General features: G+C 67.8%; 10 protein-coding genes. 5 read left to right on the forward strand and 5 right to left on the reverse strand.

Annotated elements, in window-relative coordinates; genetic code table 11:
* Window positions 1-783: 783 nt before the first annotated feature.
* Window positions 784-1,782, reverse strand: a complete 999-nt coding sequence (locus tag ACWCQ1_RS43710) for a DUF4429 domain-containing protein (protein ID WP_451029061.1) — start codon at window positions 1,780-1,782, stop codon at window positions 784-786.
* A 128-nt stretch (window positions 1,783-1,910) separates the two neighbouring features.
* Here ACWCQ1_RS43710 and ACWCQ1_RS43715 point away from each other — a divergent pair, with 128 nt between their 5' ends.
* Both ACWCQ1_RS43715 and ACWCQ1_RS43720 read left to right on the forward strand, forming a co-directional pair.
* Entirely contained in the window at window positions 1,911-2,159 is a 249-nt protein-coding gene (locus ACWCQ1_RS43715) for a hypothetical protein (protein WP_451029062.1), read from the forward strand.
* 67 nt (window positions 2,160-2,226) lie between these two features.
* Window positions 2,227-2,748 (forward strand): hypothetical protein, encoded by a 522-nt coding sequence (locus ACWCQ1_RS43720; protein WP_451029063.1) that lies wholly within the window; start codon window positions 2,227-2,229, stop codon window positions 2,746-2,748.
* A gap of 35 nt (window positions 2,749-2,783) precedes the next feature.
* Here ACWCQ1_RS43720 and ACWCQ1_RS43725 read toward each other — a convergent pair whose 3' ends face one another.
* Window positions 2,784-3,155, reverse strand: a complete 372-nt coding sequence (locus ACWCQ1_RS43725) for a hypothetical protein (protein ID WP_451029064.1) — start codon at window positions 3,153-3,155, stop codon at window positions 2,784-2,786.
* 138 nt (window positions 3,156-3,293) lie between these two features.
* Between ACWCQ1_RS43725 and ACWCQ1_RS43730 the strand changes: the two genes are divergently transcribed.
* Both ACWCQ1_RS43730 and ACWCQ1_RS43735 read left to right on the forward strand, forming a co-directional pair.
* The gene (locus ACWCQ1_RS43730; RefSeq protein ID WP_451029065.1) at window positions 3,294-5,588 is read left to right on the forward strand and encodes a hypothetical protein; all 2,295 of its coding nucleotides are present in this window, start codon (window positions 3,294-3,296) and stop codon (window positions 5,586-5,588) included.
* 506 nt (window positions 5,589-6,094) lie between these two features.
* Window positions 6,095-6,232 carry a hypothetical protein gene (locus tag ACWCQ1_RS43735; protein ID WP_451029066.1) on the forward strand — a complete coding sequence of 46 codons (138 nt, stop codon included), beginning with the start codon at window positions 6,095-6,097 and terminating at the stop codon, window positions 6,230-6,232.
* Window positions 6,233-6,287: 55 nt separating this feature from the next.
* On the opposite strand, the gene ACWCQ1_RS43740 is transcribed toward ACWCQ1_RS43735, so the two are convergent.
* Together ACWCQ1_RS43740 and ACWCQ1_RS43745 are read right to left on the reverse strand one after the other, a co-directional pair.
* The gene (locus ACWCQ1_RS43740; protein WP_451029067.1) at window positions 6,288-6,608 is read right to left on the reverse strand and encodes a hypothetical protein; all 321 of its coding nucleotides are present in this window, start codon (window positions 6,606-6,608) and stop codon (window positions 6,288-6,290) included.
* Between the two features lie 138 nt (window positions 6,609-6,746).
* The gene (locus ACWCQ1_RS43745; RefSeq protein ID WP_451029100.1) at window positions 6,747-13,016 is read right to left on the reverse strand and encodes a DNRLRE domain-containing protein; all 6,270 of its coding nucleotides are present in this window, start codon (window positions 13,014-13,016) and stop codon (window positions 6,747-6,749) included.
* Between the two features lie 448 nt (window positions 13,017-13,464).
* On the opposite strand from ACWCQ1_RS43745, the gene ACWCQ1_RS43750 reads away from it, so the two are divergent.
* The gene (locus tag ACWCQ1_RS43750; RefSeq protein ID WP_451029068.1) at window positions 13,465-14,139 is read left to right on the forward strand and encodes a replication-relaxation family protein; all 675 of its coding nucleotides are present in this window, start codon (window positions 13,465-13,467) and stop codon (window positions 14,137-14,139) included.
* Here ACWCQ1_RS43750 and ACWCQ1_RS43755 read toward each other — a convergent pair.
* A complete protein-coding gene (locus tag ACWCQ1_RS43755) occupies window positions 14,066-14,926 on the reverse strand; it encodes a GntR family transcriptional regulator (protein ID WP_451029069.1) in 861 nt (286 codons plus the stop codon). The genes ACWCQ1_RS43750 and ACWCQ1_RS43755 overlap by 74 nt on opposite strands.
* Window positions 14,927-15,552 lie beyond the last annotated feature (626 nt).

Below are 15,552 nucleotides of genomic sequence, written 5' to 3' on the forward strand. Positions count from 1 at the left end.
TGCCCGGTCAGCTGCAACCCCTCCGACCGGGCACGCTCCACCAGCATCGCAACGAGCTGCTCGTCGGACACGGGCACAGGCTGCCCCAACTGGGCACTCTCGACAGGCTCCACGCTCTCCAACTCCACGGCGGTATCAGTCACTTGGCGTCACTCCCATGATCGTCGGATCCGCCGTTAGATCTACACTCCCGTTGCTGCCCCAGCAGGCTCCTCCGACTGCGCTTCGGACGCGCCTGCGCGTGTCCTGGCTTCCGCACCACCCGCCCACCCAGCGGCCGGGTGGTGTCGCAGATAGAGCGCGATGCCGTCGGCGTACGCCTTCGTCGTCAGCTCCGCCGGCCGCACCGCGTGAACACGGTGTGCCCGGCCGCCGTTGACCTGATCGCTGGGCCTGGTCTCCAACCGGGTCGGCGAGGACCATGACGGCTGCGATGCGCTTGCCGACCGGCTCCCGGTGCATGTGGAAACTCTGGCCCAGGGTGGCCCGGCCGGTCGGGGTCGGTGGCCTGCGCGACGGGCAGGGGACGGGGCGCCGTCCCAACCGTCACCTCCACCGCCCCCTCGCGGACCTCCAGGGTCAGCAAGCACGGTCCGGGAGCGTACTTGCGGGTGTTGGTCACCAGCTCGCTCACCACCAGCTGGACCGCGCCGGCCGCGCGGCCGGAGACTTGCTCGCCGGGACGATGGGAGCAGCGGAGATGTAGTGGTACGTCGTCCAGCGCCGGCCGAGTCGCGCTGCTCGAGTACGAGCTCGCGATCCAGCGGCCCCAATGTTTGTGCTTCAGAGCCGGTCGAGAAGGACCTGCTTTTTCGCGGCGAATTCCTCGTCCGTGAGTACGCCGACCCGGTGCAACTCCGCAAGCTGTTCCAGCTGCCCCAGCACGCCTGGCCGTGGCTGGGGAGCGGCTTCCGTCCGCTCTGTTGACGCGGATGAGACTGCTATTGCGGCTCGGATCGCTTCCGCCAGCGGTTGCAGGTCCATCATTGCGATCTGGGTGATGTCGGTGGTGTTGCCCGAAGCGAAGATCCGCAGCTTGCCCAGGCCCAGCGAGCTAGTGCTTTGTACCGAAGTGATCACGTGGAGTGGGAAGTCCACAAGCTGGCTACCCGTGAACCCGTGCCTCAGGAACAGCACCCGTCGGTCGGTGAGCGCGACCAGCCCCATGGCGTCGTCGTACTTGCCTGCGGCCAGGAACTTCACGGATTCGCCATCCCCCAAGTGCTCCGGAAGCTTCTTGATCTCTCGTTTGCTTCCCATGGTCCAGTGCAGACGTGCGGCTGCCGTGGCGATGTCCTCCCGCTCGCCGGCCGTCCCCAGCTGCTCCTTGAGTGCGTTGGCTCGATCCTGCAAAGCGTCCGCCTTGGCTTTCCGCGCCGCCTTCCGTGACGGGCCCATGGCCAGAAGCGGGTCGTCGGCCTGTGCGTATGCGGCGGCAGCGTCCACGCCGGTGGCTCGATTGTCATCGACTGCGCGTTGCAACAGGTTGTTGAGTTCCGCGAATGCGGCGTTTTGACGGTGGGTGAATATAACGGCGTTCGGATCGGCTGCCGTCTGCGTTGCGGCTATCGCGCTGATGGGCTCGCCGCCCAGAGCAAGCCTGATATGGCCGTTGCGCAGCCGGGTGGCCTCCCGGAAATCCACGGCGCTTACGGCAGCGATCGGGATGTGCCGCGGGCCCGTCGGCAGGTTATTGGCCTTGGCTGCGAGGCCGGACCGGATGATGATCAACATCGGGCCGTCAATCTCGATCGACCCGCCATAACCCTGGTATAGCGTCACCAGGCCATAGTGGTGCGGAATTGCATATTCCGCACCATCCGGAGCATGAGGATTCCGCGCGCGAAGGAACGACTGGTACCTCGTGTTGTCCGGCCTTAAATGCCGCCTCCTACGGCTACACCGGCCGCATGGCCGATGCCGAGTACGACCACTTGATCAGCCTGCAGCTCGGCGGCGACCCCAACGATCCCCGCAACCTGTGGGTGGAGCCGGCCGACCCCAGCCACAAGGAGGGCGCCGGGGTGAACAACAAGAAGGACCCGGTGGAGACGAAACTGCACACCGCCGTCTGCGACGGCAAGGTGTCTCGCGCCGCGGCGCAGCACGCGATCGTGACCGACTGGACCACGGCGCTGGCCGTCCTCCATCTCGGCTGAGCCCGGCCATGACCGCAGGCGGCTTGGGGTATTCAGGACGGGGGCGCAGACCACGGAAGGGGAGGGCGTGCGGCTGACGATTGACACCGAGAGGGACACCTATGAGCAGGCGATCGCCGCGGTGCAGGCTGCCTACGGCTTCAACCCGGCCGCCACGGCGGGCTCCTGGCCCGAAGCCCCTGTGCTGGAGGCTCGGCCGGGGCCGCAGGATCTGAGCGGCGAAGAGCTGTGGGAGGGCTGGACGGACCGGCTGCTGTTCGACACGATCGCCGCGCTCATGCCGGGTGCCCGCGCTGTGCTGCGTCGCCTGACCGAGCTGGGCGGCACCGTCTCTTACGACGACATCCAGGCCCACTTCGCCGGCCACCCCCGCACGCCGATCCCCAAGGACCGGATCGGCGGGACGCTCACCTCCGTCCGGGCGGTGCGCCGCCGGATCGGCCCCGACAACAACACCCGCCTGCTCGAACTCGATGACCGGGTCCGCGTCTACCGCATCGAGCCCGCCCTCGTACCGGGCCTGCAGCGCGCCTTCGACCTGGCAGATGCCCGTCCCGACCTGCTGCGCCAGGATCCAGCCCCCTCCTGACCTGCCGCACGGCACGAGGCGGCGCAACCCGACGGTCATACGGGCGGGTTGGTGTCAGGGGCCTGGCCGGGGCGTGAAGAAGGGGGTGGGGGTTCGGGTTGTGGGGCGGGAGTGGGGCGGTGCCTGCTGCGGTGTTGCCAGCGGGTGGTCCACCAGGTGAGGCGGTCGTGGGAGTCCTGGGGGGCGAGGGCTTGGAGGACGGACTGGGCCAGGACCACGGCGAGGCCGGCCAGGGCGAGGGTGAGGACGGCGGGCCAGGGGGCGTGGGTGGTGACGAGGGTGAGGGTGCTGACGCTGCCCAGGCCGGCGCCAGCCAGCGCGGGGATGCGTGAGGGCCGCGCGCCGGGGGGTGGTGTGGGGGGTTGATTTTGCGGGTTGTTCTGCGGCGCAGGCTGGGGATCGAGCATGGTGGACTCCTGCCGAATGTCGGGCTTGGCCGGTTGGTGTCCACCACCCTTGTGGCCGGGTGATTGACCCGGCAGCGGGGCCGTGGGGGAGAGCTGACGGTTCTGTGGGGGGAACAACGCAGGGGGCAAGGGCGCGTCATGGCGCAGGGGGAGAGCCGGCGGGGCCGGCCGATGAAGCCGATCGACCCGGGGCTGCCGGAGACGGTCATCGCATGGCTGCGGGTGTGGCGGGCGGTGGTCGTAGAACGGTTGCGGGCGGCTGATCCGCCGTGGACGTTGGAGCGCATGTCGGCGGAATTGGCCCGGCGCATGGGCGGGGTGCGGCTGGAGGGCGGGGCGCGCTCCGATGCCTCGGGGACGGCGAAGCCCACCCTGCAGCGGTTCTTTGCCGGCGATCGGGTGCCGACCCGCGACGTGGTGCAGCATCTGCTCGACATCGCTTGCGAGACCCTTGATCCGCCGCCCACGCGCAAGGAGATGAGCGAGCTGTGGAGCGCACACCGGGCCGCGCTGCGCACCTCGTCCCGGCTCCTGGCCGACCTCTACGACGCACTGGACCAAAGGGACACGGCCCGCCGCCACGCCGAGGAGCTGCAGCAGTCCAAGGACCAGCTCGCCGAGGACCTGGCCTTGTCCCGGCGGCAGGAACAACGGCTGAAGGTCCTGCTGGGGCATGCGAGCGCCGAACTGGAACACGCCCAGCAGACCGCGATCCTGCGCGACGACGAGACGCAACGCGCCCGGGCCGAGGCCGCGGAGCTGACCCGCCGGGTGGGAGAGCTCGAGGAGCAGCTGCAGCAGTCCCGGCAGGATCAGGAGCGTCTGGAACAGGAGATCAGCCGGCTGCACGAGCAGGAAACCATCAGCAGCGGCGCCCACACGAAACGGATCACCGACCTGGAGAGCGCTCTTGAGACGGTTCGGGAGGAGAACGAGGAACTCACCCGGCTGCTGCGCACCGCCGTCCAGGCCCTGCACGACGCCCAGCAGCGGGCCAGCTCGACCGAAGACGCTCCCCGGCGCGAAGAAGAGCCCGCCCTGCCCGCCCGGCGCAGCCGCGCCGAACTCGAGCGCCGCCACGACGTCGCCATGGACGCCGTGGAGCACCTCAGCGAGCAACTGCGCACCGTCTCCCGTCAGCTGACTGACGCCCGGACGGAACTCCTGCGCCGGGACGGAGTCCTGGCCAGCCTCGTCGAGGAACACGCCGAGGAGATCGCCTCGCTGCGCGCCGACCGGGTCCTGGCCGAGGCCGACACCGTCGTCAGCCTGGCCCTGCAGCACCTCGACACGGCGCCGGCGGCACTGCCACCGGCCAGCGATGTCCCCACCTCGGAGACAACTGATGTCCCCAGCTCAACGCCGCACCGCCCCGCTGTGGCGGCCGATCCGCCAGCGTGGAAACACCCTCTCGCCCGAGCGGGTGCCGGCGCCACCAGGGCGCCCGGGCGTCCGCGTTCAGCGCCTGTCGGTAACGCGACGGCGGCGACAGGTCAGGATGTCGGCGGACAGGCCCACAGGCCTGGTCTGCCAGGTGATACGCCGTTCAAGCGGGCCTTCATCGTCGGCGCCCTGGTGGGCATCGTCCTGGCGGGCATCTTCGTCATTCTGCAGGCGGCGATGCGCTTGTCGGGCGACCGCCACGATGACTCCAAGGCGACCTCCTCCGCGGCAGCGCCCAAAACGGCCTCGGTGTCGCCGCTACCCAGTAGACCGGCGAAGGACCCGGTCGCGGACATCGGCAGCCAGGAGGTCAACACGGCGAAGGTGATGGGGCTCCAGTCGTGCACGAACGCCGACATCCGCGCTGGTCTCAAATCTGCTCACAACACCTACAGCAGCGGCGGCCAAGCGCACATCGAGCTGACCGTGTCTGCGGCCGACGGCGGGCGGGTGCCGTGTCGCGTCGATGCCGCCCGCGACCACGCCGTCCTCACCATCACCCCGGCAGACGGCTCGAGCCCGCTGTGGGACAGCTCCTCATGTACCGACGGACACCACAGTCACCGCTGGATCGCTGTCACCCGCGGCCGGCCGGCCCACGTCGATTTCGTCTGGGACGGCATCCCCAACTCCGGCAACTGCGGGCAGACAAGCCACGCGGCCGTCGGCACCTACCTCGTGGAGACCACCTTCGCGGGCAACAAGAGCCAGACCAGTTTTGTCTTCGCCACCGACGCCGCTCCGCAGGAGCAGTCCTCGCCCTCACCCAGCCGGGCGGCCACGCGACATGCCGGTACCTCGACCGGATCCTCCTTCGCGTCCGGCGGATCCGTGGGCGGCCTGCTCGGCGACAGCGGCAGCAGCACACGGAGTTCTCCGCCCCCCACCCCCAGCACGTCTGCCTCATCGGGCCAGGCCAACGGGGCCAACGGCGGCGGCGCAAACGGTAGCGCAGGCGCCAACGGCGGTCTCTTCGGCGGCCCAACCTGATGACCAGCCGCCCCCGAAGCGGACCGGCAGTCGATCAAGTGCCGCATGAGGAGGTGTACGCGGCAGCGGGGCGGGAAGCAGGACGCGGACAGGGGAGCGGCGGCGCGGCGGCTGGGGAGGTCACGCGCCGCCTCTTCTGGCCAACCTCGGCGTCCGGCAGCCACTTCCATGGCATGGCAGGCGGTCCGTGCCCGGCTGTGGCACCGTGGAGGAGCTCCTGGCCCGCCGCTTTCCCCCGTAGCGGCGGGCCAGGACACCGACCCCACCGCTCTGGCGCACGCCCCGTGCCGGTGAGCGCACCCGGCACGGGGCGTCGGTGAGCGACGCAGCGGATGGGCGATGCACTGCGCCACGGACGCTGGCCTCGCGCTGCTCGGCTGCCGCCTGAGGCTGAGGACAGCACGTGGCCGCCGCTCGCATACATGAGGCGTAGCCTGCTCGGGAGCACGGGCCGTGACGATGCGCCTGGTCCGGCTCCACACGCTGCGGGGAGAGGAAAGCTGGGCATGGCGATTAACGGGCAGACGGATACGGCCGTGCTGGTTGCGTTGCTCAGCGAGCGCGCCGCGGTGAATGTCCGGCTGGCTCTGGTCGCGGACGCGCAACAGTGGCAGCTGCACCGTGGTCAGGTCACCTTGGAATGACCACCGAAGATCCGGATCGGTCTCCCCGCCGTGAACTGTCTTCATTTGTTGCCGGTCAGCAATTCTTGAAGGCCGACGTGAGATCGGAAACGGATTTCGACACCTCCATGGTCGAACCTTCCGCACCGTCTTTGCAGAGATATTTCGCCGCACCGTCACCCGTCTCGAGGCGGAAGACGACCTCGTAAGAAGAGATCTTGTATTCCGCCCGCCCTTCGGGCTTCACATCACCGAGCTGTCGGCGCTCCGTGCACTGCGCATCATCACCGGAGCACCAGGAGACGTGAATCCTGTCCGAGGTGTCGTTGACCAGACGCACGGGAGCCACATTGCTGGGGTCGGTCGGGTCGGCGGCGCATGCGGCTGCGGTCAGCACGAGGAGTCCGCCTATGGTGGCAGCGACGAGAGTCTTCCTGTACCGATGAGGCCGATTGAATTTCCTGGCCATCGTCGTCGTCCTATCTGAGATCGGGTGGGTGGGGGCTTGCGGAGCCCCCACCCCGGAAATCATCCGTCAGAGGTCCCGGTAGACCCGTCCATGCCTCCTGTACGAGCCGGGCAACCATCCGTACAGATGGCCGCCGCGGCGGCACTGCGACGACCAGCTGTACATGAATCTCGGACAGTAACTACCACGGATGTGCTCGTCGTAGTTACTCTCATTCCTTCCGAGATGGTGCCGCTTGAACGAGTCCAGCCCTTCGTCCATTCGAAGGTTGTAGTACTCGAACTTCCGCATGGCACGGCCATACAGCCCGCGCCGGTGACGACGGCTGAGGCGATGACGCAGGTGGTACGTGCCGGCGTATATCGCGTACGGGAAGATCGCGCCCACGGCAACCACCGCATTCGCGGCGGATTGTACTTGCCTGGTTCGCCATATATGGCGGAACATGCTGCCCCACCACTTGCCGTTCAGGTCGAACTGGTTGACGGGATCGCCCGGATATCCGTAGGCGTTGTCTCCGCCTCCGGGGACGGGGTCGAGGGAGTCGAAGCGTCCGCTGGTGGGATCGTAGAGGCGGACCCCCATCAGGAGGGCGCCGGTCGGGGTTTCGCCGGAGCGCTGCTTGCCGCCGAGCCAGCCGTAGCGAGTGGCGGCGGTGTCGGCCTCGGGGTTTCCGTACTCGTCGTAGGACGACGCGATGACGGGCTGGGCGGTGTCCAGCGGGAGCTGGACGGTGACGTCGCCGTGGATGTTGGTCAGCTGGAGGACGACACCGCCGGTGGCGGTGGTGGTAGTTCCCAGGTCCCCGCCGATGTCCTGAACATTGCGGGTGAGGGTGGTGCTGGTCTCTTGGATCCAGTCGGGGCTGTCGCCGTCGGAGCCGTAGTGGTTGGCCTTGGACCCGGTCTGGGTCCAGGTGCCACTGCTGTTGGATTCGGTGGTCCAGGAGGCGAGGCGGCCGGCGGCGTCCAGGTTCCAGGTCTGCCGGCTGGTGCCGGAGGTCTGCTGGCGGACGAGGTCGTTGGTGTAGTAGCCGACAGTGGCGCCGGATGCCTGGGTGGTGGTGCGGCCGAAAGCGTCGTAGACCGTTCCGGAGGTGACCAGGCGGTCGGCGCTGTCGTAGGAGTAGGAGGTGGTGGTGGAGCCGGTGGAGGTGCATGCCGCGCCGACGTCGCTGGTGGCGACGGCGAGGGCGGTGCGGTTGGTGTTGTCGTCGAAGGTGTAGTCGCGGCGGGTGCAGGCCCCGTCCGGATTGGTGTCGTCGGCTCGGGTGAGGCGGCCCGCCGTGTCGTAGGCGTAGCTGCGCGCCCGCGTCTGGCCCGCGGTGTCGGTGTCGCTGACGACCTGTCCCTGGACGCTTTCGTCCGTGCTGTCGGAGGCGACGACCGTGTTGTCGCTGTCCTTTGTGTAGATGCGGGAGGTTTCTGCGCCGGTCTCGTCCTGGCCGACGGTCAGGGTGTAGCCGCCGGGCAGGGACTCGGTGGCCAGGTTGCCGTCCGCGTCGTAGAGGGCGGCGAAGGTGCCGGCGATGGAGTCGGTGCGGGAGGTCTCCAGACCGCGGGGGTCCTTGGTGGTGTCGTAGGTGTAAGTGGTGGTGGACGGGGCGGAGTCGGTGGTCTTCACCGGCCGGCCGAGCGCGTCGTACTGCGTGCTGGCGGTGTTGCCCGCGCCGTCGTTGTAGGTGATCTCGCGTCCGAGCTGGTCGTAGGTGTGGGTGATGGTCTGCCCGTTGGAGGCGACCGTGGCCACGTCACCGCTGTCGGTGTCGTACGTGGTGGTCGTGTCCGGTACCGCCGTGCCCACCCCGCCGGTGACCGCCGTGGTCTTGAGACGGCCTGCGGTGTCGTAGGTGTTAGTGGTGGTGCGGGTGACGGAGTTGGCGGTCTCGGTGGTCTTGGCGGTGTTGCCCCAGCGGTCATATTCGATGGTCTTGGTGGGCAGTTCGGTGGGGTTGGAGCCGCCGAGCGTGATGGTGCCGGCCGGGCCGGTGGAGCAGACCAGGTCCGCCCATTCCGGCTTGCCGTTGCAGGCTCCGGTGCCGGTGGCCGAGTAGTAGGTGGTCACCGTGGCCCCGGCGTCCGTGCCGGACGACTTCGGCAGGGTGGTCTTGGTGATCCTGCCCTGGGAGTCGTACGACGTGGTGGTCTTCAGCGCGAGACCGGACGGGTCGGTGATGGTGGCGGTGGGTAGGCCCTTGACCCAGTCGTACTGCGTGCTCGTGGTGCGCACGTCAGCGTCGGCGGGGTAGCCGTCGGCCCATGCCCCGACCTTGGAGGTCGTGACCTGGTTGGCGACGGTGGCTGTGCCGTCGGTCGGGCGGTTCTCGTCGTAGGTGTTGACGGTGTGCTGGCGGACCGGCAATGGGGTCCCGGCGGGTACGTCGGTTCCACCGGATCCGGCCGCGAGGGTCGAGGTGAGGGTGGCCTGGTGCAGCGGGCCCTTCTCGTCGAGCATCCGCAGACCGTCGCTGGAGTACGTGGAGACGGTCGACAGTTGCTCGGCGCGGTCGGCGGTCTGTTCGCCTGCGATGTGCAGCAGAGCCAGTTCGTCGTAGGTGTCGCCGCTGGTGGCCGAGGTCAGTGCCAGCTCACGGTTGCCAGCAGTGAGCTGCCAGACGGTATTGCCGAAGCGGTCGTACTCTGTGGTAGCGATGTGTCCGCCGGGGGTGGCGCTGTTGACCTCAAGGCCGGAGGCGTCGGTGTAGGTGATGGTCGCGCGGGGGTAGTCCGAGGCCGCGAGGTCCGAGCCGGTGTGGGACGAGGGGACGGAGTCGGCTGGGAAGACCGCGGTCGCATCCGTGGGCACATCCGTCTGGCCCCAGGTCGCGACGTCCGAGGTGCCCATGGCGTTGGGCGCATTCGAACCACTCAGCGGAACGTCGTAGACCACGCTGGTGGTCGCCGTCGTGCCGTCTGTGGTGCCCTTAGTGCCGGCCGTCAGGTTTGGGCGGGAGGCCGACAGCAGCATGCCGTCACCGGCCGTGGCTGCCTTGCCCGCCTTGCCGTAGGTAAAGGTCCAGGCCAGCTCGCCCGGCGGGGTCAGGCTGGCGACGCGGCCGGCGCTGTCGTAGGTGTAGGCGGTCTTCAGCGCGGGGCTGATCCGGGGGTCCCACTGTTCGCGCAGGCGGCCGGAGTTGTCGTAGGTGTACTGGGAGATGGCTGTGGCGGTGGTGGTACTGTCACCGGGTGTGACGGCCCATAGCTTGATCTGCTGGACCTGCCCGGTGTAGTTGCCGAGCGCGGAACTGGTGGCTGTGGTCGAAGAGGCGTAGACGAACTGCAGAACCCGGCAGCCGGTGTTGTCGCTGGCGTTGGTGAACCAGTCGTGGCCGGCGGCGGTTGCGGTGTCGATCGCGGTCTGGCACTTGTCGGCGGTGACCGCCGACGTGGGGGCGATGACGTACTTCGGCCGGGCCAGGGTGCTGCTGCCGGAGATGACCTTCTCCGAGACCACCTTGGTCGTGGAGTTGTCGGTCGGCAGGTAGGTGCTGGACACCTGCCAGGTCGTCGCCGCCGAGTCCACCTTCGCGAACGTCGTGGTCGTACCCCCATCGTCCTTCAGCGTGAAAGCCGAGACCCTAGTCAGGTCGTTTGCCGTGGCACCATTGCTGTCCTTGCTGGTCAGCGTTAGGTCCTCGGAGCCGGGCTCGGGTTTCCAACCGCCCGCTGAGGTAGCGGTGAAACCCGTCGCGTCGCCGTCCACGTCCACCAGTGCCACCGAGGTGGCCGAGGTCTGCTTGAGGTAGGCCCAGTCGGAGTCGGTGATCTCCGCCGTGGTGCCGGAGGTCCATTGCGGACCGAAGATCGCCACCTGGCCCTCCGCGTCCGAACCTGCGGTCGGGCGGCGCGATGACGCGGTCCGTGACACCGACAGATCGAAGCCGGTGGCATCCGTCGAGGACAGGCTATAGTCACCGGTCAGGGTATTCACCGACCCGGGGCCGACGTTCACGCTGGGGGCGGTGCCGGCGTTGCGGTCCACGGTGATCGTGTGCGCCGAGGAGTAGGCGGTCGTGGTGCCGTCGGTGAAGGCCGCCCGGATGTCGAGCGATCCGTCCTCGGACAGGGAGTCGGTGACGTTCCATGTCAGGGCCGCCGGGGCACCGCCGGACACAGCGAGGGGCCAGGATGAGAGCGCCGAGCCGCCGGACTTGGTGACATCCACGACCGGGATGGAGACCCAGGAGTCGGTCTCGCCCCGCCGGTACTGGTACGTCACGCCCGTGTAGGTGCTCTTGCCCGTCGAGGTGAGGCTGATGCGGCGAGCGGCACTGTCGCCCTCGCCCGGGGTGAGCAGACCTGCGCCGTCACCGACACCGAAGGCGTAACTCGTGTTGGATGTCGAGAGGTTGCCGCCCGAGTCGATGGTCTTGGCGTAGAGCGTGTGCCAGTCCTCGTTCGGGGCAATCGAGATGGTCAGCGGGTCACCGCCGTTGCCGTCGGCGGTGTCGTACACCGACTTCGGGGTGGTGGAGTCGTCCAGGCCCCACAGGTAGCCCTGGCCGTCGCTGGAGGAGGTGTCCAGCGTGCAGGTCACCGAACCCGACGCCTTCGGTGTCCAGGTGTCCTGTGTATAAGGGTCGCAGGTGATGGTCGGGGCGTTGGGCTTGGCGACGTTCGGCACGAAGTAGATGTACGACGACCACGCGCCGTAGTCCGTGCCGTCGTAGCCGCGTACCCGCATGCGCAGGTGCGCCGCGGCCAGCTGGCTCGCGCTCGGGATCGTCAGCTTCGCGGTGCTGCCGGAGGCCACGGAGGATGAGGTGCCGGTGTAGGAGTACGAGGTCTCACCGCTGTACGAGGGGTCGTTGGTGATCTCGAACTGGGCCTTGACCGCGGAGCCGTCCGCGTCCGTCACCTTCGCCGACAGGGTCGGGGTGTAGGTGGTCACGTACCGCTTGCCGCTGTAGGCGTTCACGCTGCTCGGCGAGATCGCCAGCGAGCTGGTCGTGGCGTACGAGTTGTAGGTCACCGACAGCTTCGGCGCGTATCCGGACGTGGTGTAGTTCGCCGAGCGGAAACGGCGCCAGGTGGTGGAGTCGCTCTCGCTCTCTGCGCGGACCTGCAGGCCGTAGTTGGCCGAGCCGTCCGCCCATGCCTGCACGATCGTCTGCAGGTTCCAGTTCGACCAGTTCGCCGCGCAGCCGGTGTAGCCCCAGTGGCCGGTGTTGGAGGCCATGCCCGTGGTGGTGGTCGACGGCTGCGCGCCCCAGGTGATCGACGACGAGGACCACGAGGAGGTGATCCGTTTCGCCACCGTGGCCGCACCGGAGGTGGAGCAGGTCGCCGAGTAGTAGTTGTACAGCGACATCGTGGCCGACGTGATGTGCTTGCCGGTGAACTTCGACACGTCGAACTTCAGGTACGAGCGCGCCGTGTCCGTACCGCCGTCATACGTGCCCGACTTCAGCTCCTGGGAAGAGACCTGCGAGTCGGGGTAGTCGGGGTTCTGTACCCAAGTGTCGGTGGTCACCGCGAGGGTGGAGGTGGGGTCCACGGTCACCGGGTAGGTCGCGGTGGCCAAGAAGTCCTGGTCCGGGGTAAGGACCAGCGTCTGTGAACCGTCCGACGCCGTCTCGACCTTCGTCGCCACCTGCTCCTGGTGCGCTGACTCGCCAGAGGCGGGATCCTTACTCGCGTCCCACATCATCGGGGCCGGAGCCTCGGCGACCAGGTCGCCGTCGCTGTTCTTCAGCAACAGGTGCCCAGAGTCGGCCTGGGACAGCTTCAGCTCGTCCAGCTTGAGCGGGATCCGATAGGAAACCGTGTGACCGTCGGGCTGCTCAGTCAGCTTGATGTTCTCCGAGAAACCCTGGGCCAGCGCCGTAACGGACAGGGTCTGGCCACTGCCCAAATCGTAGGAGGCGGTGCTGTCCTTGACGGTCGGGGCCGGAAGCTTGTCCTCCCACCCCAGTCCGAAGGACTCCTTGCCCTTGGCCACCGACGCCAGTTCTGTGTCACCCCCGTCGGAGACGGCGACGTCGGCCGCCGCCACAGTCGGCGTGAGGTCGGAGCCGGTGTCGGACAGCGACGTGTCGATGTTCTTCCACACGCCATCCTGCTTCACCCGCACCGGACCGGCGTACGCCTCCGTCTCCAACTCACCGCTGGGCAGTGCATACGTCGTCGAATCCGTCGCCCGGGCGGACAACACCTCGATCTTGCGGTCCTGCAGACGCGCCATCAGCACCGCCGACGCCTCATCCTGCGCCTCCGCAGGACCCGACGCTTGAGTGGCGTCCGACTGTACGGACTCCGCTGTCGCACCGGAGGCCGGCGCGGCGAACGCGGCACCGGTGTCCTGCGACACCAGCGCGGCCTCGGCCGCGAACAGCATCACCACACCGACAGCGATCTGGCGTAGCCGTCGTGCCTGGCGCGACCCGCCCCTTCTCGATCTGTCATGGGCCACAGGTCTGTGACGCACGATCAGCTCCCTCCCTCGTACTCCGCGTTGCGGAGCCAACAGAAACGAGCTGATCTTCACTGAAGGTTCGCAGTACACCGATGGGGGCCACAGGGATTGATCAAGCCAAACCTTTCAGGCCACCAAGGAATGTCAAAAGGAACCAGGAAGGATGCTCAGTCCTGAGTTACCTGTTTGACAGCTTTTGCTCCCCTAGGTCTGCATGTGGCGGATGCCCGAAAGCCGCAACAGGTTCCCCTGGCCGGTTCAAGATTTTCCCAAGACATGGAAGAAAAGGTGAATAAAATGGCGTGAACTTAACAAGAGCCCTGATCGATGCTTACCTGCGGCCCCGCGCAGTCACGAGCAATCGTCAAAGGTGAAACGGCTCATTGAGTTGGCAGGACAGGTCGCATCCGAGGTCCTGGCCCGCCCGTTGAGCGAGATGGGCGGGACCGCGCATGGCGCGGCCCGATCCGGCGCCCCGCACGCGATGGCGGTGAACGAGACGATCATCGCTACCACCCGCACCACCCCTGAACGCACCCGGCCCGTACGCCGGGTACAGCCCGAGTCCGAGCCCGCGGCTTCGCTCCCGCCCGTGCGGGACACCGGCGCTGCGGAGCTGGCGGGCATCGGCACGGCCGCCTCATGGTCTACGGAGGTGGTCCATCACCTGCCTGCCGACGGACGTAACCGGTCCGCCGTCCAGGTCGACGCGGTGCTGCTCGCTCCGGAGGGAGTGCCGGGGTTGCTGGTGGAGATCGACAACTGCACCGAGACCGCCGACGTCCTGGCCGCGAAGTTCGACCCCTACCGCCACTTCTTCCGCTTGAAAGCCAAGGCTTCACCGGGGGGCTGGAGGTCCCGGTGTGGAGCACGCTGTATCCGCCGACCAGACAGGAGGGCCATGAGCACCGGCGACGCACCTGTACGGATCCTGCGTAGCGGCCAAGCCACTGATTCCTCTTCCGCCCTCCCTACCGTGGGCGTTCGGTGCCGTTGTGGTCGGTGCGCAGCCGCATGGTCGGCCAGATCTCCCAGTTCGCGTTGAACCATTCGATCATGTTGGTGAAGAAGAGCGAGTCGTGGCAGTATTCGTCATCGTCGTCCAGGCGGTGGTACGAGTAGGCCGACCCGAGGCCGAGTACGTCCAGCGCGGCGACGGGCCGTTCGGCATCCTTGACCATGATCGTGCGTTCGACCGGCTCATAGGGGTTGAACAGCATCTCGGACTCGTTGAGCACGTACAGTTTGAACTGGGGTGTACTCGGAAACCGTCGCACCTCTATCCGAGAGTCCACACCCGCGCCCTGCAGTCTGTCGGCCAGTTCGCTCAGTTCGGCCACATGGCCCCGGAGCATGTCCCGCCAGCGTTCCCACACTCGGAGATCCCCGGGATCCAGGGCGCGCGGATAGATCAGCGGGCTCTGCTCTCCCGGCAGGAGCAGGCGGATGCGTAGCTGCTGCGGGGCGATCTCCTGGGCGAGTACCCGTTCCTCCTGGTTCTTCAGGTGCCTCACGAATGTCTCGCCGGTCAGGCTGAAGACGTCCAGGGACACCTGGGTCTGCTCGAAGGCGCGGTGGATGAGCGGACCAAGAGCTACCTTGCCTCGCGCAACGGACCGCTCCTCGGCACGCGTGGTGGCCGGAATCCTGATCACCCACATCCGGCTCCCTGGCCGTGAGGCGATCCATCCCTCTTCTACGAGCTTGGCCAGGGCGCGCTGCACAGTGTCGCGGCTGACGCTGTATGCCTCCGCCAACTGCCGCTGCGTCGGCAGCGACTCGTTCAACCGGAGAGTCCCGTCCGCCAGCATGTGCCGCAGAGCCGTTTCCACACGCGTGGACTCCCTGCCCCCGCCTTCGCCGTGTTCTGAGGTAGCCACGCATCGAAGCTACCTCCGTCGGGTTGACCGGGTCTGGTATTCGACCTGGCCCGCGCTCGCCGGGCTCGCCATCCCGCGAGCCCAAAGCTGACGCTGCTGAGACGCAGCACGCCGATATGCCGTGGCTGTGACTGCCGGGCAGCCGACGTGTGGTGCCGGCGACACGGAGCGGATGCGGCGCCAGCGCCGGGGGCGTTGTCAGTGCGGTGGGCTACGGTCGTTCCGTCCGCGGGGAACTCACGCGCTCTCGCCCGGCCTTCTGCAGCGGCCGGGCGAGAGCGGGGTGCTCGCCCCCCAGGTTCTCGGCACGGGAGCGGGCCCTTCCGGATGGGAAGGCCGACACCGAGGTGTCTTGATTCCATTGACGGGGCTGGGCGGCCCGATTGCAAGGAAAACCCGGAACTTCCACTCTCACACGCGTGAGCTGTGCTGTTCCTTTGCCTGAGCGGTCATTGGTGCTCGTCTGAGGGCCATCGTGTGACTGGCATTGTTCCGTGAATCTCCGATCACGTGGCGTAGCAACTTCCTCTCGCATCAAGCTGGTTGCCTCCCCGCACGACGGCGTCGGCACCCGTCGT

Source organism: Streptomyces sp. NPDC002144, assembly GCF_053593695.1.